Below are 21868 nucleotides of genomic sequence, written 5' to 3'. Positions count from 1 at the left end.
AATTTATAGTCTCTATTGTCGGTATTTATCTCATGAATATATCTCGTATTGACCTGAATCTATTGGTTTATTTGGATGTTTTGTTACGTGAAAGAAATGTTACAAAGGCGGCGGATCAACTGGGAATTAGCCAACCAGCAATGAGTAATGGCTTAAAAAGATTGCGTACATTATTTGATGATCCGCTGCTGATAAGAACCAGCCAAGGCATGACACCTACAGAGCGCGCGCAAGAATTACAACCGACAATTAGCGAACTGATTATTGGACTTGAGAAAGCTGTGCAACCGCGCGCAGAGTTTAATGCCGCAGAAAGTGAGCAAGTGTTTCGTGTTATGGCAAGTGATTACGCCGAGGCGACTTTGCTACCACCACTGATCGCAAGACTGCGTACTGAGGCGCCTAATGTTATCTTAGATATTATGACGCCAAGTGATGTGAGCTTTCCTGATGTCGAGCAGGGACGGGTTGATATGGTGATCAACCGATTTGATAGTATTCCGCAGTCATTTCATCAAAAGGTATTATGGAGTGATGACTTTAGTTGTCTGATTAGTAAGACAAATCCTGTTCTGGATAAATTCTCTCTGGATAGTTATTTAAAAGCTAATCATGTTTGGGTGAGTAAAACAGGCATGGGAGTTGGTGTCGGTATGGATCCCGGTGACGTACAACGTTTGGGATGGGTTGATGAAGCATTAACAAAGATAGGCGTGCAGCGACGGATCACCGTATTTACTCGCCATTATCAAGCGGCTTGTTTGTTGGCAGAGCAACAAGATTTGATCGCTACCATACCAAGTAAAATGGCTAAGCAGCACGAGAATAACGAGCGAGTTTGTATTGTTCCGCCACCTTTTGTTATCCAACCTATTGCACTCACTATGGCTTGGAGCCCATTGCTTCAACATAATCCAGCTCACAAATGGATGCGCCAATTAATAACTCAAACCGCAGACAGTTTTGGCCGTGGCTAGCAAGAAAGGTAATCTATTTTCATTTTTGTTGTTTTTATACGCAAATTAGCGGTTTTTGATAACTATCGTGAATAGTGGGGATAAAGAGTATAAATTTTATAAATGGCGGCTTAACAGTATAGGCTGGTAAGAGTAGAGAAAAGGTTTCGATACAAACGGACATCTTTAGCGTAAATGGTTTTACAGAAAAGAAGGGCACACTATGACAGCACGTATTCGAGTAGGTGGATTGCAGATAGCAAAGTCACTATGGGAGTTGGTTGATAGCGAAATTTGCCCTGGCACCGGGATTAGTTCACAGCTCTTTTGGAGAAAATTTGAGGCAATCGTTAATGATCTCGGCCCCGTCAATCAAGCATTATTGGCAAAACGCGAGCAGCTGCAACAGCAAATAGACGAATGGCATCTTGGAAATAGCAGCAAGCCATTTGATTTAGGCGCTTATAAAGCCTTTTTAACTGATATTGGTTATCTAGTTGCAGAAGGCGCGGCGTTTTCTATTAGTACCGAAAATGTTGATAACGAGATCACCAGCCAAGCTGGTCCTCAGCTAGTTGTACCGGTCAAAAACGCACGATTTGCCCTTAATGCAGCCAATGCGAGATGGGGTAGTTTGTACGATGCGCTTTATGGTACTGACGCAATTAGCGACGCCGATGGGGCTGAACTGACCAAAGAATACAACCCTAAGCGCGGTGATAAAGTGATTGCTTTTGCTAAGCAGCACCTTGATACCGCAGTACAGTTAGTCAATGGTTCCCACGCTAACGTCACTCAATACTTTATTGAAAGCGGTGTATTAAAAGCGAAACTTGATAGCGGTGATACAACTGAACTAACTACAGCTAGTAAGTTCGCGGGTTTTAATGGCGAACAATCAGATCCTTCTGCAATTCTTATTGTCAATAATGGCCTACATATTGAGATCCAAATTGATCGCAATCATCTGGTGGGTAAATCTGATCTAGCAGGAGTTAAAGATCTTTTAGTTGAGGCTGCCGTGACAACCATTATGGATTGTGAGGATTCTGTCGCCGCCGTTGATGCTGAAGATAAAGTAGAGGTTTACCAAAACTGGCTCGGATTAATGCAAGGGCGCTTGACTGCAAAACTTGTCAAGAATGGCAAAGAGATCGTTCGTGAGCTAAACAATGACCGACAATATATTGCTCCTAACGGGCAGCAGTTAAGCTTACCAGGAAGAAGCCTGCTGTTTGTGCGTAATGTTGGTCACCTAATGACCATAGATGCGGTACTTGATAAAGATGGTAATGAAGTACCTGAAGGCTTTTTAGATGGCATGGTAACGGCTTTTGCCGCTTTGCATGATTTGAAAGGTAACAACAATCAGCGTGGGAATAGTCGTAAAGGCTCAATCAATATTGTTAAACCTAAAATGCATGGCCCTGAAGAAGTTGCATTTACTTGCGAATTGTTTAGCCGAATAGAAGATGCGCTCAAGCTTTCTCGCAATACCATCAAAGTTGGCATTATGGATGAAGAACGCCGCACAACGGTTAATCTTAAAGAGTGTATTCGGGCCGCTAGAGAGCGTGTGGTATTTATTAATACCGGCTTTTTAGACAGAACCGGTGATGAAATTCACACCTCTATGTTGGCCGGGCCATTCGTTGCCAAATCTGTAATGAAACAACAAGCTTGGATAAAAGCTTATGAAGATTGGAATGTCGATATCGGCTTAGAGTGTGGACTGCAAGGCCGCTCGCAAATAGGCAAGGGTATGTGGCCAATGCCGGATGAAATGGCGGCTATGCTCGAACAAAAGATTGGTCACCCACAAGCTGGTGCTAATACCGCATGGGTGCCGTCGCCAAACGGTGCGGTGCTACACTCAACTCATTATCATCAAGTGAGTGTCGCTGATGTTCAAAATGAGTTAGCAAACAGGCAGCGCGCAAGTTTAGATGATCTGCTGACCTTGCCTTTGATGGAAGCTGATCATGTGCTTACGGCCGAGCAAAAGCAGTTTGAGCTTGATAATAACGCTCAAGGTATTTTAGGTTACGTGGTGCGCTGGATTGACCAAGGCGTAGGTTGCTCAAAAGTACCTGATATCAATAACGTAGGTTTAATGGAAGACAGGGCGACGTTACGTATTTCTTCGCAATATCTTGCTAATTGGCTACACCATGGTGTTTGTACAGAGGAAGAAGTGATGGCATCACTTAAAAAGATGGCGCTAGTAGTAGATAAGCAAAATCAGGCTGATAGCGAATATATCAGTATGGCACCTAGTTTTGAGGGAATCGCCTTTAAAGCGGCTTGCGATTTGATTTTTAAAGGTACGCAGCAACCCTCTGGTTACACCGAGCCTTTATTACATGCTTACCGAAAGCAAGCTAAGGCCAATGTTAATACTAACTAGGTTTATCTTCACCTAATCATCGACAGTGATCCGTTATGTGTTAATACCCATAGCGGATTTTTTATGTATTTTTGCAAAACATTGCGGTAAGTGAATGCTCTCCGGTATGGTGCTTGGAATACTGAGCTGACAAAAAATACATCAGGGTAATTGTTAGTGAGATTTGCTTTAGCTTTATTACGCCATCATTTATCAAGTAAATAGTCGAACTTTATTGTTAAAGAACTAAGGCTCAACAATATGATTTTTATGTCGATTTATACACTCGCTCTACGTTAAGCTTGTTGCCCATAAATAATGATAAAGGGTTAATTCGTTGAGCGCTAAAGCGACAGTTGTGATTATTGAAGACGAGCCTGCCATTGCAGACAATCTAATACATGTTTTGGAAATGGATGGTTTTAACGTTTGTTGGTTTGCAACCGGTGAACAAGGGCTCGCCTATATAACCGATAATACGGTAGACCTGGTGGTGCTTGATGTCGGCTTGCCTGATGTGAACGGTTTTGAGCTTTGTAAAACCATACGTGAGTTCTCTGATGTGGCGATTATTTTCTTAACCGCAAGAAATGATGAAATTGACCGTGTTGTTGGATTAGAGATTGGCGCTGATGACTATATGACTAAGCCATTTAGCCCACGTGAAATGCTTGCCCGCATTAAATTACGCATTAAAAAGCCGACTTTTATTGCTGCTAGTCAGGTGGCTGCTCCCGTTATTGATGTTAAGCCTCAATCAACCAAACCAAGCACAAGCGCAAACACAGGCCGTTTAACATCAGTTAATTTTGATTATTGTGTTGATGGAAAAATGCTGGGCTTAACCGCAGTTGAATTCAAAATCCTAGATAAGTTAATTAACCACAGCGCTAATGTATTAAGTCGTGAGCAGTTACTCATTGCTGCCGATATCTCGCCCTCCGCCTCATATGAACGTAATGTCGATTCACATATCAAAGCAATTCGCCACAAACTCAAACCTTTTGCTTTAGCTGATTCTATTAAGACTAAACGCGGGTTTGGCTATTTTTTTCAAGAGAGCTTATCTCTATGATGCGCTGGCCAAAGATCCCATTAGGGTTAAGATTATTCTCCCTGTACTTTATCTTAGTTGGGATCACCGCTTACATGGTGAGTACCACGGTTATTCAAGAGCTTAAACCAACTGTTAGACAAACTACCGAAGAGACACTTATCGACATGGCTAACTTGTTAGCCGTTTTAGCTGAGGAAGAGGTCGCGAATGACCGGATCTCTGAAAGCCGTTTCTCTAAGTTACTAGCGGCTTATGGCCAGCGCGAGCCTGAAGCCCGGATGTGGGAACTTGGCAAAAAGGCGCTCAATCATAGAATTTATATTACCGATAAAAACGGCATAGTGGTCGCCGACTCTTGGCAGCAAGACGTCGGTGCAGATTATTCGCAGTGGAATGATGTGTACCTTACTTTGCGGGGCCAATATGGTGCGCGCAGTACCACGGAAGATCCAAACGATCCTTTATCAACCGTAATGCATGTTGCTGCGCCTATCTACCATAACAAAAACATTATCGGCAGTGTTACAGTCGCTAAAGCCAACCGCTCAGTCCAGCCCTATATCGACCTTTCTAAGCGTAATGTGTTGTATTGGATGCTACTAATGAGCGGTTTAGTGTTGATTGCGGGGGCTTTGTTTTCTTGGCGCATCCATTCAGCGCTGCATAAGTTAGAAGACTATGCTGATAAAATGGGTCGTGGTGAAAAAGTGGTTAAACCGACATTTCGAGTTTTCTATGAATATGCCAATTTGAGTCATGCATTAGAAAAAATGCGCGAGCAAATTGACGGTAAAAAATATGTCGAGCAGTATGTTGAAACCCTAACCCATGAACTCAAAAGTCCGCTGTCTGCGATAAAAGGGGCCAGTGAAATACTGCAATCGCCATTACCAGCAGATAAGGTTACCCGATTTTCAGCCAATATTGAGCGCGAAACTAATCGCATGCAGTCTTTAATCGATAAACTGCTAGAGTTAACTCGATTAGAGAAGCGTCCGCAATTAGATGCATTGGCGCCAATGAACCTTATTGAAATGATACAGGAAGTTAATCTGGGATCAGAGGTTCGCTTTATCAGTAAATCTGTTACATGCCAGATTGAGGTGCCATTATCTGCCGATCAACCTAGTGAATACCGCTTACTTGGCGATAATTTTCTATTTAAACAAGCACTGTATAACGTGATGGATAATGCAATTGATTTTGTTGATCTAGGCGGCGAGATCACATGGTCAATTATTACAAGGGACAAAGAGCTTGAACTGGCCATTTATAATACCGGACCACAGATCCCGGATTATGCGATGCCGCGTATTATCGAACGTTTTTATTCATTGCCGCGCAAAAACGGCATTAAAAGTACCGGTCTTGGGCTTAACTTTGTAGAACAAGTGGTTAAATTGCATCAGGGCAACCTCAAAATAGAAAACCTAATGCAGGGCGTTAAAGTCACCATAGTTTTACCTTTGACTCGAAACTCCATCTAATCTCCACATTCGCTCCATTTTAACTCCAATTGTTGATTTTAAAATTCAGATCTCAACAATTGGAGAATTATCCGTGAAAAAAATACTTAATAATCAAGTCGTAAATAAATTCGGCTTTGTACTTTTATTGTTTGTGTTACTGCAGATCCCCATGACCATGGTAAGTGATTTAATTTCGGAGCGTTCTTATCGTTTAGAAGAAGTGCGAAGTGAAATTGCACGCAGTAGTACTGGTGAACAAAGGATCATAGGACCTTTTATTGTCGTTAATTTCACCGAAGTCGTTAATCATGAGGGCAAGAGCTATTTTAGCGAGCATCGTAAGTATATTTTGCCGGAGGTGTTCAACTTTGATACAGAGCTTGATAGTTATGCCAAGTACCGGGGGATCTATCAGGCGCGTCTTTATAAAGCGGATAGTCATTTAACGGGCTCGTTTGATTTAAATCCAATTACAGCGATGGAACCAGAAAAAATTAATAGTATTTCCATGGTGGTTGGGGTAGCCGATAGTCGAGGCCTTATCAAGCTCAATAAAATGCAGCTTGATGGTAACACTATCGAAGTCCAGCCTGGCACAGGGCTTAACCAAATTGCTCAAGGCTTTCATACTAATCTCGATTTAACTCAGTTATTGGCACTTAGTGATAACAAAGATGCAAAGATTAAATTGCAGCCATTAAAATTTGATTTTAGCTTTTTATTGCAAGGTATGGAGTCGATTCAAGTCAGCCCTATTGGTAAAGAGTCAAACATCGCGATGCGGTCTGCGTGGCCGCATCCAAGTTTTACGGGCGATTTTTTACCTATTTCGTCGACCATTTCTGATAATGGCTTTAACGCACAATGGGTAAGCAATAATTTTTCTTCAAATATCAGTCAACTGTTCGAGCATTGCATGGTTGATAAAGCCGCTTGCGCCGAATTAGAGCGCCGCCAAATGGGCGTTGATTTAATTGAGCCAGTTGATCATTACCTTAAATCACATCGAGCGGTTAATTATTCACTGTTAGTCATTACATTGGTGTTTGCAAGCTTCTTTTTACTAGAGCTGTTTCAAGCACGGCCAATGCACCCAGTGCAATACGGTTTTGTTGGTTTAGCTTTAGCATTATTCTACTTATTAATTATCTCACTGAGCGAACACATTGGCTTTAATTGGGCTTACATTTTGTCGGCTATTGCTTCAACTCTATTGCTGAGTATTTATGTTGGCGGCATGTTGGCTAACGCCAAGCATGGAAGGCTATTTGGTCTGTGTTTAATGGGTCTTTATGGTTTGTTGTTTGGATTACTACAAGCTGAAAGTTATGCGTTACTGATGGGCAGTTTATTATGTTTTGCGATTTTGAGCTTATTAATGGTGATGACGAGAAATGTCGACTGGTATGCAAAAAGTACCGCACACTCGGATGTAGTTGCGGATGTAGCTAAAGGTGCTGAAGTTGAGCTTGATAATGAAAGTCAATAAGGTGCAGCTTGCTAAAGCGAACGACAAGCAGCTCGCGAACGGAGAGCTTTACTTTAGGTTTTGTTTAGAAAAAGCATTAATTAGCTTAGGTTTTTTACTCGTACTTATATTTATCGCTGTTTTTGTTCGCGACACATTTATTAGGCCGATAGTCGGAGATGTGTTGGTCGTGGTATGGTTATATTATTTACTAGCGAGCTTTTTTAAGCTTAATAGTCGAGCGTTAGTTTCTATTACGCTATCAATAGCCTTTAGTGTTGAGTTTGCCCAATACTTTAACGTACCTAAGTTACTTGGTATCGAACCTGGAACCGTGATGGGTACCATTTTAGGCGCGATATTTGATTGGCTAGATTTAATCGCTTACCTAACTGGTGGAGTTTTATGTATGGTTATTGAGTGGTTATTAGATAGGAGAGTTTCGGCTAAAATGGTAGGGTAAATACTGCGCGGTAAAAACTGATAATACCAATGTTATAAAAGATAAAACCTAGTCAATTTTGGCTAGGTTTTATCGATTAAGATCTGTGTTAGTTAGCAGTACTGTGAACTACTCATCGCTGTAATCGTTACCATAATAGCTGGCTAACAACACTTGTTTTAGCTCAGCGATCAGTGGATAACGCGGGTTTGCACCAGTACATTGATCGTCAAAAGCGTCTTCGGCTAATTCGTCGAGTTTGGCGAGGAAGTCGGCTTCGTTAACGCCTGCTGCTTGGATTGAGCATGGAATGCCAATCGCCTCCTTGAGCTCATCAATTTTTTTAATGAGCGCTTCGACTTTTTCTTCATCACTAATGCCTTCGCCTGTCGCGTTTTCCAGTTTTAAGTATTCAGCAATCTTTGCATAACGGCAAAGAGCTTTCGGTCTATCATATTGGCTAAATGCCGCTTGTTTGGTTGGCATGTCGGTAGCATTGAAGCGAATGACATTGCTGATCAGTAGTGCATTTGCTAAACCATGGGCTAAATGGAACTCCGCTCCAAGTTTATGCGCCATAGAGTGACAAATACCTAAGAAGGCATTGGCAAAGGCTATTCCCGCAATGGTGGCACCGTTATGCACTTTTTCACGGGCAACCGGGGCATTAGCACCATGAGTATAGGCATTTGGCAAATGCTTAAATAATAAGTCCAGTGCCTGCAGTGCTTGGCCGTCGCTATATTCATTTGCCATTACGCTGACATAGGCCTCTAACGCATGGGTAATGGCATCGATGCCACCAAAAGCGGTAAGTGACTTTGGCATGTCCATGACTAGATTTGGGTCAACAATTGCCATATTAGGCGTTAGTTCGTAGTCAGCGATAGGGTATTTCATCCCAGTTTGTTCATCGGTTACTACGGCAAAGGGTGTGACTTCTGAGCCAGTACCTGAAGTTGTTGGGATGGCTACCATCTTGGCTTTACGTCCAAGTTTTGGAAATTTATAAATCCGTTTAGTGATATCCATAAAGCGCAGCGCTAAGTCGGCAAAATCAACATCTGGATGCTCGTACATCACCCAAATGATTTTAGCCGCATCCATTGGGGAACCACCACCGAGAGCAATAATCACGTCAGGCTGGAAGCTTTGCGCTACTTTAGCGCCTTGCTTAACAATCTGCATGGTTGGGTCGGCTTCTACCTCATAGAAGATTTCAGTTTCAAGGCCTAGACCTTTGAGGATTTTGATGGTTTCATCGCAGTAGCCGTTGTTGAACAAGTATTTGTCGGTAACGATTAACGCGCGCTTTTTGTCGCTAAGCTCTTCTAATGCGATTGGCAAACTGCCGCGGCGGAAATAAATAGAAGAGGGGAGTTTGTGCCACAACATATTTTCAGCCCTTTTAGCGACCATCTTTTTGTTTATTAAATGACTTGGTCCAACATTTTCTGAAATTGAGTTGCCGCCCCAAGAGCCGCAGCCTAGAGTGAGCGACGGCGCCAGTTTAAAATTATAAAGATCGCCAATACCGCCTTGGGATGCAGGGGTATTGATTAAAATTCTGGCGGTTTTCATTCTAAAGCCAAACGCGTTGATGCGCTCGCTTTGGGTATCTTGATCGGTATAAAGCCCTGATGTATGGCCTATACCGCCCAATTTCACCAGCGCGTCAGCTTTATCCAGCGCATCTTCAAAATTTGCTGCACGGTACATGGCGAGGAGCGGCGATAATTTTTCGTGAGCAAAGGCTTCAGCGTTATCAATATCTGTGACTTCACCTATTAACACCTTAGTTGACTTATGTACTTGAATACCGGCCATTTCAGCGATTTTAGCCGCACTTTGGCCGACGATGTCAGCATTTAGCCCGCCATTTTTCAAAATAACTGATTGCATGGCTTGGGTTTCGGCAGGGCTTAAAAGATAACCGCCGTGACTGGCAAAACGCTGCTTAACTTCGTCATAAACCGAATCAATAACAACCACGGCTTGCTCTGATGCGCACACAACGCCATTGTCGAATGTCTTCGACATCAAAATTGAACTGACAGCGCGCTTAATATCTGCCGTTTCATCAATGACTATCGGCGTGTTTCCAGCACCGACACCTATCGCAGGTTTACCTGATGAATAGGCGGCTTTGACCATGCCTGGCCCACCTGTTGCTAAAATGAGGTTAATGTCATCATGAGTCATTAATTGATTCGATAGCCCAACAGAAGGCTCATCTATCCAGCCTATAATATCTTTGGGGGCTCCAGCTGCTATGGCGGCTTCTAACACTATTCGAGCTGCTGTTGTGGTTGATTGTTTAGCTCGAGGATGCGGCGAGAAAATAATCCCGTTGCGGGTTTTAAGGCTAATGAGTGCTTTAAATATTGCGGTTGAGGTAGGGTTTGTTGTTGGCACTATGCCACAGATAATGCCGACCGGTTCGGCTATGGTGATAGTACCGAATGTGGGATCTTCAGATAATATGCCGCAGGTTTTTTCATCCTTGTATTTATTGTAAATATACTCGGACGCAAAATGGTTTTTAATGACCTTATCTTCAATCACACCCATTTGGGTTTCGCTTGCAGCCATTTTGGCCAGCGAGATCCGCGCATCAGCTGCAGCAAGTGCTGCGGCTCGAAAGATTTTATCGACTTCTTGCTGAGAGTAGTTGGCAAATATCTGTTGCGCGGCTTTTACTCGCTCAACTAATAGATTGAGTTGTTGCTCATTGGTTATTGTCATAGTCGCAATCCTGAAAAAATTTAGCCAAACCTAATTTGGCTAAACATTCTCGGTTGCTCTAAAATTCTACCTATGAAGAAAAATTACACTTAATGACGGTTGTTTTCTGTGATGCAACGCTCACTTAGCCTGCTTTTTGTAATTTTATAACCATAATGGCGACAAGATATTGTGATTTAAAGACAGTGATGAATTTGTAAAGTGATAACTATTATTCAAAGTTGTGATTTAGGATAGAAAATCTCATTTTTGGTTTTAAGAGTCATGAGTTAGAGTAGCGCCACATTTTTTTATGAACACATAACGCCTTGGGCGCGTTGAGGGTAAGACGTTGGATTTAACACTCTATGTTAAATTTTTTCTTGGCTTAATTGCGATAATTAATCCATTTGGATTGTTACCGGTTTTTGTGAGCTTAACCAGCCACCAAACTGAAGCCGAGCGTAACCATACCGGTAAAGTCGCTAACTTTGCTGTGGTGGTGATTTTGCTAGTGACAATATTTGCAGGCCAACATATCTTAAATATGTTTAGTATATCGCTGTCTGCTTTTAGGATCGCTGGCGGTACCTTGATTGCAATTATCGCGATGTCGATGCTGCAAGGTAAACTTGGTGAAGTAAAGCGTAACAAAGAAGAAGACCGTGAAGCATCGGGTATGGAATCTGTTGCGGTTGTGCCGTTAGCTTTGCCGTTAATGGCAGGTCCAGGTGCAATTAGTTCGGTTATTGTATCGGCTGCTGAGCATAACAGTTTAGAAAACCTTATTGGTATGTCTATCACTGTGATTCTATTTGGTTTACTCAGTTTTACTCTGTTTAGAATGGCGCCAATTATCTTTAAAATCCTCGGTAACACAGGTATTAACGTTATTACCCGTCTAATGGGTCTATTAATGCTTTCCATTGGTATTGAGGTTATTGCCGCTGGTGTGAAAGGATTTTTCCCAGGCTGATAAAACATAGCTGTCAAATGATAAAGGCACTCATTGAGTGCCTTTTTGCTATCTACGTGAAACTATCTACCTTAATTTAATTCACTAAAACTCACTATTAAGCTCCATCATTGACCCAGATTTTGCGCTAAATAGATGTTGATGCAACTTAGCGGCAAATTCATCTGTCATGCCGGAAATATAGTCAGCAATAACTCGGTGACTGTTACCGTGTTTGGCCTCTGTTGCTAGCCAACGCTCTTGAGTATTGAGTGGCAGGAGTCGCTCAGGATCAGAAATAAAGGCTTCAAATAGCTCCATGACAATCTGCTGACCTTTGTATTCCAGCATTTGGATCTCTGGTTTGCGGATCACATACTTAAACACAAACTGCTTTAACACGCTAAGCGCATTGTCAAAAGCAGGTTCTAATACCGCGTTGTATTTAAGAAGAGGCTCTTCAAAGCCGTCGATTTGTCCAATAGAAATAGCAGTAACAAAGCCGTTCACTAAAGTGCCTATAGCATCTTTGCGCTCATGGTGTTTAACCGAGAATAAACGCTGGCTTATCGTAGCAAACTCATGCTTTATCCATTCATCATCGGTATCAGCTAAGGCCTGAGTAACATCACTGCGCCATTGTGATTCATTGGCTATCCCCATTACTATGGCATCTTCTAAATCGTGTACAGCGTAAGCGATATCGTCAGCGAGCTCCATAATCGAGCAATCTAACGATTTAAAGCGAGTACGCTTATGCTTGCTGTTCTCGGGAGCGTAGCTGGATAAAAATAGTGCTTTATCCGATTGAGACAGGGGTTCAAGCACCCAGTTAAGGATAGCTAGATCATCATCGAAAATACCTTTAACTGGCGTCCAGTCAGCGGGTTTTAATTGCCTGAACTTTTCAACTTTGGTGTGTTTGTCCGTACTACAAAGTTGGCTGTACGGCGCAGGGTATTTTAAGATCCCAAGTAAAGTTCGTCGGCATAGGTTCATACCAAAATATTCGGTGTAGGGCTCTAAACCGGTAAGTATTCGAAACGTTTGCCCATTTCCTTCAAATCCACCGTGTTCACGCATCATGTAATTGAGTGCGACTTCACCACCATGACCAAACGGCGGGTGACCAATATCATGGGCCAGACACAGGGATTCAATCAAACTCATTGAGTCGAGTAGTGGATCATATTGTGGCTGTTTTTGTTTAAGCTGCGCGCAAATACCTGTGCCAATTTGTGATACTTCTAAAGAATGGGTAAGGCGAGTGCGATAAAAGTCATTCATGCCTACCCCAAGCACTTGCGTTTTGGCTTGTAAACGCCGAAAAGCGGCCGAGTGCAGAATGCGAGCGCGGTCGCGTTGAAACGGGCTGCGGTGATCATTACGTCTTTGCTTGTCTTCGCCTAAGCGTCGCTCATTCCATACTGGATCTGTCATGCAGTTTCCTCAAGGCATTAAAGCAATTTATTGATATCGTCTAAATCTAGGGTAAAGCTGGGAATAAAGTGTTCAATAAAATAGCTGACCGCTGGGTTTGTATCGCTTTTAAGTCGCTGTTCTAGGCGCTTTTGAGCCGTATTAAACTCGCTATTGCCGGCGCGTTTTTCTTCTAAACATTTTAGATAAGCGCAAAGTGTGTCTGCCGATTTTACTAACGCTTTGTATTCGGGATCAGCGTGTTCACTGGTTAACAGTGCTTGGTAATCTTGCTTAAACTCATCTGGCACCATTTCAAGCAAACGTTGCTCGGCGATGGCTTCAATCTTTTTGTATTCAGCTTCGATTTCTTTATTGAAGTATTTTACTGGGGTAGGGAGATCACCGGTTAAAATCTCACTGGCATCGTGAAATATGGCAATGGTTGCGGCCTGGTATGGATCGTAATTGCCATCAAATATTTTGTTGCTAATAATTGCCAGAGAGTGGGCGACCATAGCGACTTGTAAGGAGTGCTCTTGTACATTTTCTGTTCTTACATTGTACATAAGTGGCCAGCGTTGAATTAATTTCATTCTAGCTAAGTGGGCAAATAAATGACTCATAATCTTCCTTTAATTTAGCACTGACGATGACTCCTTGAGACTAGCATAGTTAATATATAAAAAAACGACCCTAAGGTCGTTTTTAATTGTTAAACATTGATAAATAGATTAATTATCTTTTAGCAATGTTTTTGTAAGGCTACAATTATTGCTTGTAGTTACCTAAGAAGTCACCAAACTCTGATAGCGCTTTGGTTAACTCTTCTTTGTACGGTAGGAATACTACCCGGACATGATCTGGCTCTGGATAGTTAAAGGCAGAGCCTTGTACTAAGAGGATCTTTCGATCTTTTAGTAAATCCAGAACTAAACGCTCGTCATCTCGAAGGTTAAATTTCTTTTGATCAAGCTTTGCGAAAGCATATAACGCGCCCTTTGGTGTTTTAACGCTAACACCAGGGATAGAATTGAGCATTTCAACACAGGCATCACGTTGAACGCGCAAACGGCCACCTGGCTGCACTAATTCTTGAATGCTCTGATAACCACCTAATGCAGTTTGAATCGCGTGCTGGCTTGGTACGTTTGCGCATAGACGCATAGAGGCCAGCATATCTAGTCCTTCTACGTAGCTTTTAGCCGCTTTCAGGTTACCGGTTAGCATCATCCAACCAACACGGAAGCCAGCTGCGCGGTATACTTTTGATAGGCCGTTAAAGGTAACGGTTAAGATATCGTCAGATAAGCTTGCGGCAGGAATATGTACTGCTTCATCGTATAAAATCTTGTCGTAGATCTCATCGGCAAACAAAATCATATCGTTTTGACGACATAGCTCAATCACTTCCAAGATCAGTTCTTTTGAATAAACTGCGCCAGTAGGGTTATTTGGGTTAATTAACACAATACCGCGGGTTCTTGGGGTGATCTTACTTTTGATATCTTCAAGATCTGGGAACCAGTCAGACTCTTCATCACAGCGATAGTGCTGGGCTTTACCACCTGATAAATGTACTGCTGCTGTCCAGAGTGGATAATCTGGAGATGGCACTAAAATTTCATCGCCGCTGTTTAGTAGGCCTTGCATTGCCATAACAATCAGTTCAGATACACCGTTACCTATGTAGATATCTTCGATATCAACACCGAAAATACCTTGAGATTGATAGTGCTGTACAATTGCTTTACGTGCAGAGAACAAGCCTTTAGATTCACAGTAGCCTTGTGCACTTGGTAGATTCAAGATCACATCACGTACGATCTCTTCTGGGGCCTCAAATCCAAATGGGGCAGGGTTACCTATGTTCAGCTTCAGAATACGGTGACCTTCGTCTTCTAGTCGACGGGCTTCTTTATGCACTGGACCACGAATGTCATAACACACAGAATCTAGTTTATTGGATTTGATAATTGGGCGCATCTACACCTCGAAAATGCTTCTATAAATATGAGCCAAATGCTTATTTGGCTTAGTTGCTGGCACAATAGCTAAAATCAAACAACAAATAAAGGATTAAATGCCTAATTTGATGGGTTAAAAAAGAATATGATCTTATTTACGGGCTTTAATACTTAGTAGGGTAGTGTTTTATGCTGTTTTGACGGTTTTTTATAGTGTGAGTGGTGGCAAAGTAACAACAAGCCGCAATATAAAGCCTAATTTAGCATTTTAAAAATATCGGCTTAGCTGGTATCAAGTGGCTAAATTACAGCCATAAATTTTAAATACAAAAAAGCCAGCAAATGCTGGCTTTTAATAAGCGTGGTTAAGATTAAACGCGCTTTTTGAACTCGTTAGTACGAGTGTCAATTTCAATCATGTCGCCAGTCTTAACGAAATCAGCAACACTTAATGTACCGCCACCAGTGATAGTCGCTGGCTTCATTACTTTACCTGAAGTATCGCCACGAGCTGAAGGCTCAGTGTAAGTTACTTCACGTACTACTGAAGTTGGTAGTTCAACAGAGATTGCTTTACCTTCGTAGAAAGTTACTTGGCAGTTCTCTTCCATACCGTCAACGATGTATGCTGCAGCATCACCTAGGTTTTCAGCTTCAACGTCGTACTGGTTGTATTCAGCATCCATGAATACATACATAGGATCAGCAAAGTAAGAGTAAGTACAGTCTAGACGCTCTAGAATGATATCTTCCATCTTGTCTTCACCTTTGAAGGTGCTTTCAGTAGTAGAATCTTGTAGAACGTGCTTAAGCTTTAATTTAACGATAGCAGCGTTACGGCCAGAACGAGTTGTTTCAGTTTTTTGAACAACCCATGGGCTGCCATCTAACATGATCACGTTACCAGGACGGAGTTCATGAGCAGTTTTCATTATACTATTTCCTATTTTAGGTTTTTCTATTTAAACGTAGTATCTTAGCTATTTTTGACGAATTGAACTAGTCGAGAAACAAGATCTACATCATTTATCGCGTCAATTGGCCATTGAGCTGCATGTTGCAGCAACGGCAAATTGGCTAAATTAATTTGTTGCCAGTGCTGGATCGCCTGTGTGTCTTGCTCTTGGTTAAAGGCAAGATTGAGCGCTTTCCAGCTTTTAGCTAATTCTGGCGGCAGATTATTACAGTAAAGCTGCATAAAGGCATCTAATTTTATTAGATGATAGTCATCTTCTTGTACATAAATGTGCCAAATGAACGGTTTTGCAGCCCATTGGGCACGTAAGAACGAATCTTCACCGCGCACAATATTAAAATCACAGCTCCAAAGTAGCTTATCGTAGCCCTCTTGATCTGTCATTGGCAAAATGTGGATGACTAAATTACCGAGCTTTATCTGTTCACCGCTAGTTAACTGGTCTACCTGCGATGGCAAGATTGAACGTAAACTATTCAGGCTTCTTCCTTTTGGGATGAGCGCATGAGTTGTTTGTTCACTTTGCTGCCAATGTTGACACAGGGCGAGAAGGGCAGAGGACTCATAGCTAAACACACTAATGACTTTATCTTGCAGCTTTATGCCCGTAAGGCCTAATTGTGCAAACAATGCCATTTTATTTTGCGGGTCGTTTTGCCATTCTTCGCGCTGCTTTAGTAATGCACCTTCACAAAGCAGACCACCAGTTTTATCTGTAAAACCAGGGAAATAAAAGTGCTTCTTTAATCCGCTTGGCTGCATAGAGGGTAAACCATGGCAGCCTTCGACCCAAGACTCAGCACTGAGGTACTCAAGGTTAATCCACACTGGTGGCTTTTGTTTACTGCTATCTGCTTTGTAATCACTATGGAGTTTTAACAGTACAGTTTTGACTTCATCTGGCAGTTCGCAGGCAAATGCTTCAATCAAAACAGCACCTGGCTGATAGGTCAGAGCTAAAGGCACCGTCCATTGATTGATGGTGATCCCGTAATGAACTTGGGTGGTAAGTTGCGGATCGAGCTGGGGTAAGATATGCGAAAAGCTATTTAAGTCATCGACCCAAAGTGTAATATCAATCTGTTTTTCATTAGCTAATTGCTTAGCTAGGCGCCAAGTGACACCGATATCACCATAGTTATCGACAACAGCACAAAAAATGTCCCAATGCTCAGTAGACGAAACACTTACCATGTTACAACACTCACGGTGCGACTCTTAGTGCAAGAGTCCAATTAAACCGACACGCTAACAACGCGGACAAAAAAGCGGCATAATAATATGCCGCTTTTACTATCAAAAATACTAAAGCAAAAATACTTTAGCGAATTTTGTTAGTCTTCTAGCTCTGCTAAACACATCTCTTCGTAGATCTGTTTAACCCAAGCATCAACGCGCTCTTCAGTTAGTTCTGGTTGACGATCTTCATCGATACCTAAACCAACAAAGTGGTTTTCATCTGCTAGGCCTTTTGATTCTTCAAAATCGTAACCTGCAGTTGGCCAGTGACCAATTACAACAGCGCCACGCGCTTCAACGATTTCGTTCACCATGCCCATAGCGTCAAGGAAGTACTCTGCGTAATCTTCCTGATCACCACAACCAAAGATTGCGACTAATTTATCTTCAAAATCAATTTGCTCAAGTTCTGGGAAGAAATCGTCCCAATCACATTGCGCTTCACCGTAATACCAAGTTGGAATGCCGAAAATCAACAGATCGTAATCTGCGATTTGTTCCTTGGTACTTTTGGCAATATCTTTTACCTCAACCATTTGCTTGCCCAGTTTTTTCTGGATCATTTTGGCGACGGCTTCGGTGTTGCCTGTATCAGACCCGAAAAAAAGACCTACAGTTGCCATTGTTGTTCCTTTAATATCTAGTTAACTATTAATGGTGCACGTATATAAAAAGTGGGTTAGTTACTAACCTGCTTTTGTAGTATAGATTCGATTAGTTGGCTGCGGCTGATATTACTGGCCACAGCTTGTTCATTCAAGGCGTCGTACAAATCTTGTGACACCTTTAACTCTATTCGCTTTAATCCGTTAGCTCGGTCACGCTGAATCTGGTTTCTTTTATTAATTTTGAGCTGTTGGTCGCGCGGCAACGGATTGCTGCGAGGCCTACCACGTCGCTTTTCTGTTGCAAACAGATCAATGGTGGTTCTATCTGATGTTTCTTTTGCCATTGAATTCGTATTTACCCGATACCTGAGCCTTCCCAGGTCATCTGTATAATCCCTTTTGCAATAAACCCGGCACAGCCGAGAAATAACACTAGCCAAACGATGTAACGCCCAAACTTTGGCACTTTACCTTGCTTGAGTACATCTTGAATGGCCATACCGATAAAAAAGAAAATGGCTGCAAAAAACAGGTTTAAGCCGAGTGCTTCAATCTGTTCCATATATTGCATTAGCATTTGCCATTCCTTTCTAGGCCAAAAAAGTTGCGGGAATATACCATATAAGTTTTCGAGCGGCTATAAGCTTTACATGTTTCTCTCGCGAAAATTACCATACTTGCTAGTGAGGAAATCTTTAACTATACGATTAAAAATGTTGGCTTTTTGAGCATGTAACCAATGACCGGTGCCAGCAATAGTTTTGGCTTTTACATTTGGGAATTGGCTCATAATCGCTTGGCGGTGCTCCGCTGTAACGTAATCAGAATCTCCGCCGCGGATAAATAGGCAAGGGCCTTGATAGACAGCGCCAAACTCTGGCCAGGCAATAATGTCTGGATAACTGCTGTTAAGTCCCGAAAGATTCATTTTCCACGCAAAACCAGTAGCTGTTCTAGTTAATGATTTTAATAAAAACTGCGCGGTGCCATCATCAATGCCCGATGCTTGCATGTGGGCTAAGGCTTGACGGCGATCGGTAAGTTCATTAACTGGCATGCTTTCTAATGCAGCAAATACAGCGTCATGGCGGCTTTGGTAGCTAACAGGGGCAATATCGGCAACCACTAACTTATTCACCCATTGCGGGTAGTTAAGTGCTGTTGCCATGGCAATCTTACCGCCCATAGAGTGTCCAACAAGCGTCACGTTGTCACATCCATACTCACTACAAAGCTGCCTGATAAAGTCCGCCATGTTGTCAGCTAGGCTTTGATAATTCATTGCGCTGACATGTGGACTTGCGCCATGGTTGAGCACATCAACACGCATCACTGTATAGTCGGTTTCCAACTCTTTGCTGAGCGCTTTTAAATTATCGAGGTCGCCAAAAAGGCCGTGAATAAGAATAACAACGGGTCCTTGGCCACTGGTGGTGTAATGCATTTTCTGGCTGCCTTAGGAACGGAAATTTGGCGCAGATTGTGCCTTGGTTGAGAAAGAAAACCAACTATTAGTCATAAAATCGCCAGCAAAGGAGAAAATATCGGCAAAGATCGCTTGTTAAATGAATTCTTTTACAGTTGGATCGCAGTTTTCATTTAATGGCGCTTTATCAAGGCACTAAACCTCGCTACACTGGGCGAATAATTCGGGATCGTTTGCGATCGATCGCATTGAAACAACGCTATTCCGCTTTTCTACTTAAGGAAGACTACCATTATGAAATATATCGAAGTTGATGAAGAGCTTTATCGACACATCGCCAGTAAAACAGAACAAATTGGCGAGAGCGCTTCGGATATTTTGCGCCGTATATTGGGATTACAGGTTGAATCTGTGGTTGAAGATGCTCCTGAAGAGATCAGTCATCCAAGCCTTGAACAAACTCCTAAGGTGGAAAAGGTAGTTAAAAAGCCTGTTGCTGCAGTAAAAGCGGTCTCTGATTTTAATCAGCTAATTGATGCAGAGCTACTAGCTAATCAGAAAGGAGCTGTAGGGCGTTTTTTGTTTATTCTAGACACTGTGTATTTAGCATCGCCTAAGCAATTTGAGCAGGTATTACAGATCCAAGGTCGTGACCGCTTATATTTCGCGACTTCAAAAGAAGCACTATTGAAAGCCAGCAAGTCTGCTAACCCTAAAGAGATAGGCCAAAGTGGATTTTGGGTCACAACCAATAATAACACTGCTAAAAAGCGTACTATTTTGTCAGAAGTGTTAATGCAGTTTGGTACTGATGAAGTGCAGATAAGTGAAATTGCAGCTAAAATTTAACGGTTAATTGTAAATTCTGAATCGTTAAACATCATTAACTCAAGGTTTGCTCAACATCGGCAAACCTTTGTCGGCTTTAAGGCAGACATAAATTGTTAATATAAAAGCTGTAACCTGAAACTTTTAAAAGTTCAGAGTTTTATTACAACGCCATAAAGGAGAACGTACTTGGCTACACACAAGAGAGCAGGATTGATTGCTGAGCAAAAGGATTTGGTCAATATCCCAAAACTCGTTAGCCTATATTACCGCTTAAAACCCAATGTTGAAGATGTGACACAACAAGTCACCTTTGGTACATCTGGCCATCGTGGTAGTGCTGTAAATAGTAGTTTCAATGAAGCACACATCGTCGCAATTGCCCAAGCTGTCGCAGATTACCGCATACAAGCGAACATCACTGGTCAGCTAATTCTAGGTATCGATACCCACGCATTATCTCAGCCTGCTGCTATTTCAGTTATTGAGGTATTGGTGGCGAATGGTGTTAAGGTCGTGATTCATAAGAATGACGGATTCACACCTACACCGGTTGTTTCTCATGCGATTATTTGTGCCAATAAAAATCAATCAGATCAGGCTTTGGTTGATGGTTTGATTGTTACCCCATCGCATAATCCGCCTCAAGACGGCGGGATTAAATACAATCCGCCTCATGGTGGCCCTGCAGAAGGTGAGATCACCAATTGGATCCAAGATAAAGCAAATGCATATCTTGCAAATAATCTCATTGGCGTTAAGCAGATAAGTTACCAAGATGCGTTAGTAAGCGAATTGCTGACAGAAAAAGATTTAATTACACCTTATGTTGAAGATCTTGCCAATGTCATCGATATGCAGGCTATTGCAGATTCCAAGATAAAGTTAGGCATTGATCCACTGGGTGGCTCAGGTATCGACTACTGGCAGCCTATCGCTGCGCATTACGGCATTGATCTTACGGTTGTGAACCAAAGTGTCGATCCTAGTTTTGCATTTATGCCGCTTGATAAAGACGGTAAAATCCGTATGGATTGTTCGTCTCCATATGCCATGGCAGGCTTATTAAAACACAAAGATAATTTTGATTTATGTTTGGGTAATGATCCAGATTTCGACCGCCACGGTATTGTTTGCCCTGGCAGTGGTTTGATGAACCCTAATCATTTTCTTGCTGTTGCAATTGATTACCTTGTTACCCATCGCCCTATGTGGACTGCCGAGATGGTGATTGGTAAAACACTGGTATCAAGTGCGATGATCGATAAAGTCTGTGCCTTGCTTAATAAGCAAATGGCTGAAGTGCCAGTTGGCTTTAAGTGGTTTGTTGACGGCTTAGCTAATAGCGAGTTTGCGTTCGGTGGTGAAGAAAGTGCTGGTGCAGCATTTTTAAGAAAAGACGGTAGCACTTGGTGTACAGATAAAGATGGTTTTATTCTTTGTTTGTTAGCTGCTGAGATTCTTGCTGTTACTGGTAAAACGCCACAACAGCGATATGATGAGCTTGAAGCGCAGTTTGGAAAAAGTTATTACCAACGAATTGATAGCCCTGTGAGCCTAGAAGACAAAGCTAAATTTTCAAAAATCGATGCTAAAGCTATTACTGCCGATACCCTTGCTGGAGATAGTATTTTGCAAAAACTAACTCATGCACCAGGTAATAACGCAGCGATAGGCGGCATTAAAGTGGTTACCGACAACGGTTGGTTTGCGGTCCGTCCGTCAGGTACTGAAGCTTTATTTAAGCTTTACGCTGAAAGCTTTGTAAGTGAAGCCCATTTGGCGACCTTACTTGCTGAAGCGCAAGCGATTGTGGCTGATGCGTTAAAGTAATCTAGATTTGTAGAATCAAAAAGGCACCTTAGGGTGCCTTTTTATTTTCAGCCCTAAACCACCTACTTCAGTAGGTGGTTATCATCAATTAGGCTTTGCCTGAAGTACGTTTAAT

The 21868-nt window shown here is 42.2% G+C and carries 19 protein-coding genes; 9 read left to right on the top strand and 10 right to left on the bottom strand.

Annotated features, from left to right (window positions below; all coding sequences use genetic code 11):
- The first annotated feature begins 32 nt into the window (after positions 1-32).
- The 6 genes from MSG37_RS16235 (at position 33) to MSG37_RS16210 (ending at position 7799) form a co-directional block, all read left to right on the top strand.
- On the top strand, positions 33-977 hold the full coding sequence (locus MSG37_RS16235; RefSeq protein ID WP_248471701.1) for a LysR family transcriptional regulator: 945 nt from the start codon (positions 33-35) through the stop codon (positions 975-977).
- 202 nt (positions 978-1179) lie between these two features.
- Complete coding sequence (locus MSG37_RS16230) at positions 1180-3363, top strand: malate synthase G (RefSeq protein WP_248471700.1); 2184 nt, start codon at positions 1180-1182, stop codon at positions 3361-3363.
- A gap of 316 nt (positions 3364-3679) precedes the next feature.
- Positions 3680-4417, top strand: coding sequence for a response regulator (locus MSG37_RS16225; RefSeq protein WP_248471699.1), 738 nt, complete (start codon positions 3680-3682; stop codon positions 4415-4417).
- A complete protein-coding gene (gene creC / locus MSG37_RS16220) occupies positions 4414-5886 on the top strand; it encodes a two-component system sensor histidine kinase CreC (protein ID WP_248471698.1) in 1473 nt (490 codons plus the stop codon). The genes MSG37_RS16225 and creC overlap by 4 nt, the downstream gene beginning before the upstream one ends.
- A 73-nt stretch (positions 5887-5959) precedes the next feature.
- The gene (gene creD, locus MSG37_RS16215) at positions 5960-7357 is read left to right on the top strand and encodes a cell envelope integrity protein CreD (RefSeq protein WP_248471697.1); all 1398 of its coding nucleotides are present in this window, start codon (positions 5960-5962) and stop codon (positions 7355-7357) included.
- Entirely contained in the window at positions 7344-7799 is a 456-nt protein-coding gene (locus MSG37_RS16210) for a DUF2809 domain-containing protein (protein WP_248471696.1), read from the top strand. Before creD ends, MSG37_RS16210 begins: the two co-directional genes overlap by 14 nt.
- Positions 7800-7907: 108 nt before the next feature.
- Here the strand turns inward: MSG37_RS16210 and adhE are convergent, their stop codons facing one another.
- Positions 7908-10523 (bottom strand): bifunctional acetaldehyde-CoA/alcohol dehydrogenase, encoded by a 2616-nt coding sequence (gene adhE, locus MSG37_RS16205; protein ID WP_248471695.1) that lies wholly within the window; start codon positions 10521-10523, stop codon positions 7908-7910.
- Positions 10524-10854: 331 nt separating this feature from the next.
- On the opposite strand from adhE, the gene MSG37_RS16200 reads away from it, so the two are divergent.
- Positions 10855-11478 (top strand): YchE family NAAT transporter, encoded by a 624-nt coding sequence (locus tag MSG37_RS16200; protein WP_248471694.1) that lies wholly within the window; start codon positions 10855-10857, stop codon positions 11476-11478.
- 84 nt (positions 11479-11562) lie between these two features.
- On the opposite strand, the gene MSG37_RS16195 is transcribed toward MSG37_RS16200, so the two are convergent.
- From MSG37_RS16195 to MSG37_RS16155, 9 genes are all read right to left on the bottom strand, one after another.
- Positions 11563-12897 (bottom strand): anti-phage deoxyguanosine triphosphatase, encoded by a 1335-nt coding sequence (locus MSG37_RS16195; RefSeq protein ID WP_248471693.1) that lies wholly within the window; start codon positions 12895-12897, stop codon positions 11563-11565.
- Positions 12898-12914: 17 nt separating this feature from the next.
- Positions 12915-13502 carry a 5'-deoxynucleotidase gene (gene yfbR / locus MSG37_RS16190; protein WP_248471692.1) on the bottom strand — a complete coding sequence of 196 codons (588 nt, stop codon included), beginning with the start codon at positions 13500-13502 and terminating at the stop codon, positions 12915-12917.
- Positions 13503-13647: 145 nt separating this feature from the next.
- A complete protein-coding gene (locus tag MSG37_RS16185) occupies positions 13648-14862 on the bottom strand; it encodes a pyridoxal phosphate-dependent aminotransferase (RefSeq protein ID WP_248471691.1) in 1215 nt (404 codons plus the stop codon).
- Positions 14863-15214: 352 nt separating this feature from the next.
- Positions 15215-15775 carry an elongation factor P gene (gene efp, locus MSG37_RS16180; protein WP_220781648.1) on the bottom strand — a complete coding sequence of 187 codons (561 nt, stop codon included), beginning with the start codon at positions 15773-15775 and terminating at the stop codon, positions 15215-15217.
- Positions 15776-15819: 44 nt separating this feature from the next.
- On the bottom strand, positions 15820-17013 hold the full coding sequence (gene earP / locus MSG37_RS16175; RefSeq protein WP_248471690.1) for an elongation factor P maturation arginine rhamnosyltransferase EarP: 1194 nt from the start codon (positions 17011-17013) through the stop codon (positions 15820-15822).
- A 140-nt stretch (positions 17014-17153) separates the two neighbouring features.
- The gene (fldA, locus tag MSG37_RS16170) at positions 17154-17681 is read right to left on the bottom strand and encodes a flavodoxin FldA (protein ID WP_248471689.1); all 528 of its coding nucleotides are present in this window, start codon (positions 17679-17681) and stop codon (positions 17154-17156) included.
- A 56-nt stretch (positions 17682-17737) separates the two neighbouring features.
- Positions 17738-18010: a LexA regulated protein gene (gene ybfE, locus MSG37_RS16165; protein ID WP_248471688.1), complete on the bottom strand. Its 273-nt coding sequence runs from the start codon at positions 18008-18010 to the stop codon at positions 17738-17740.
- A gap of 11 nt (positions 18011-18021) precedes the next feature.
- Positions 18022-18243 (bottom strand): DUF2788 domain-containing protein, encoded by a 222-nt coding sequence (locus MSG37_RS16160; protein WP_028768924.1) that lies wholly within the window; start codon positions 18241-18243, stop codon positions 18022-18024.
- A gap of 69 nt (positions 18244-18312) precedes the next feature.
- A complete protein-coding gene (locus tag MSG37_RS16155; RefSeq protein ID WP_248471687.1) occupies positions 18313-19110 on the bottom strand; it encodes an alpha/beta fold hydrolase in 798 nt (265 codons plus the stop codon).
- Positions 19111-19386: 276 nt separating this feature from the next.
- Between MSG37_RS16155 and seqA the strand changes: the two genes are divergently transcribed.
- Positions 19387-19941 carry a replication initiation negative regulator SeqA gene (seqA, locus tag MSG37_RS16150; protein WP_248471686.1) on the top strand — a complete coding sequence of 185 codons (555 nt, stop codon included), beginning with the start codon at positions 19387-19389 and terminating at the stop codon, positions 19939-19941.
- 168 nt (positions 19942-20109) lie between these two features.
- Positions 20110-21753: a phosphoglucomutase (alpha-D-glucose-1,6-bisphosphate-dependent) gene (pgm, locus tag MSG37_RS16145; protein ID WP_248471685.1), complete on the top strand. Its 1644-nt coding sequence runs from the start codon at positions 20110-20112 to the stop codon at positions 21751-21753.
- Positions 21754-21868 lie beyond the last annotated feature (115 nt).

The sequence above is a fragment of the Shewanella sp. 1CM18E genome (assembly GCF_023161665.1).
GTDB lineage: Bacteria > Pseudomonadota > Gammaproteobacteria > Enterobacterales > Shewanellaceae > Shewanella.
Note: the sequence above shows the minus strand (reverse complement) of the source record. Positions and strands in the feature narration are given on the sequence as shown.

Bases quoted from the DNA above. Each gene is read 5' to 3' on its own strand.
- MSG37_RS16235 (WP_248471701.1), top strand. From the start codon at position 33: ATGAATATATCTCGTATTGACCTGAATCTATTGGTTTATTTGGATGTT.
- MSG37_RS16230 (WP_248471700.1), top strand. From the start codon at position 1,180: ATGACAGCACGTATTCGAGTAGGTGGATTGCAGATAGCAAAGTCACTA.
- creC (WP_248471698.1), top strand. From the start codon at position 4,414: ATGATGCGCTGGCCAAAGATCCCATTAGGGTTAAGATTATTCTCCCTG.
- MSG37_RS16210 (WP_248471696.1), top strand. From the start codon at position 7,344: ATGAAAGTCAATAAGGTGCAGCTTGCTAAAGCGAACGACAAGCAGCTC.
- adhE (WP_248471695.1), bottom strand. From the start codon at position 10,523: ATGACAATAACCAATGAGCAACAACTCAATCTATTAGTTGAGCGAGTA.
- MSG37_RS16195 (WP_248471693.1), bottom strand. From the start codon at position 12,897: ATGACAGATCCAGTATGGAATGAGCGACGCTTAGGCGAAGACAAGCAA.
- yfbR (WP_248471692.1), bottom strand. From the start codon at position 13,502: ATGAGTCATTTATTTGCCCACTTAGCTAGAATGAAATTAATTCAACGC.
- MSG37_RS16185 (WP_248471691.1), bottom strand. From the start codon at position 14,862: ATGCGCCCAATTATCAAATCCAATAAACTAGATTCTGTGTGTTATGAC.
- efp (WP_220781648.1), bottom strand. From the start codon at position 15,775: ATGAAAACTGCTCATGAACTCCGTCCTGGTAACGTGATCATGTTAGAT.
- earP (WP_248471690.1), bottom strand. From the start codon at position 17,013: ATGGTAAGTGTTTCGTCTACTGAGCATTGGGACATTTTTTGTGCTGTT.
- fldA (WP_248471689.1), bottom strand. From the start codon at position 17,681: ATGGCAACTGTAGGTCTTTTTTTCGGGTCTGATACAGGCAACACCGAA.
- ybfE (WP_248471688.1), bottom strand. From the start codon at position 18,010: ATGGCAAAAGAAACATCAGATAGAACCACCATTGATCTGTTTGCAACA.
- MSG37_RS16160 (WP_028768924.1), bottom strand. From the start codon at position 18,243: ATGCTAATGCAATATATGGAACAGATTGAAGCACTCGGCTTAAACCTG.
- MSG37_RS16155 (WP_248471687.1), bottom strand. From the start codon at position 19,110: ATGCATTACACCACCAGTGGCCAAGGACCCGTTGTTATTCTTATTCAC.
- seqA (WP_248471686.1), top strand. From the start codon at position 19,387: ATGAAATATATCGAAGTTGATGAAGAGCTTTATCGACACATCGCCAGT.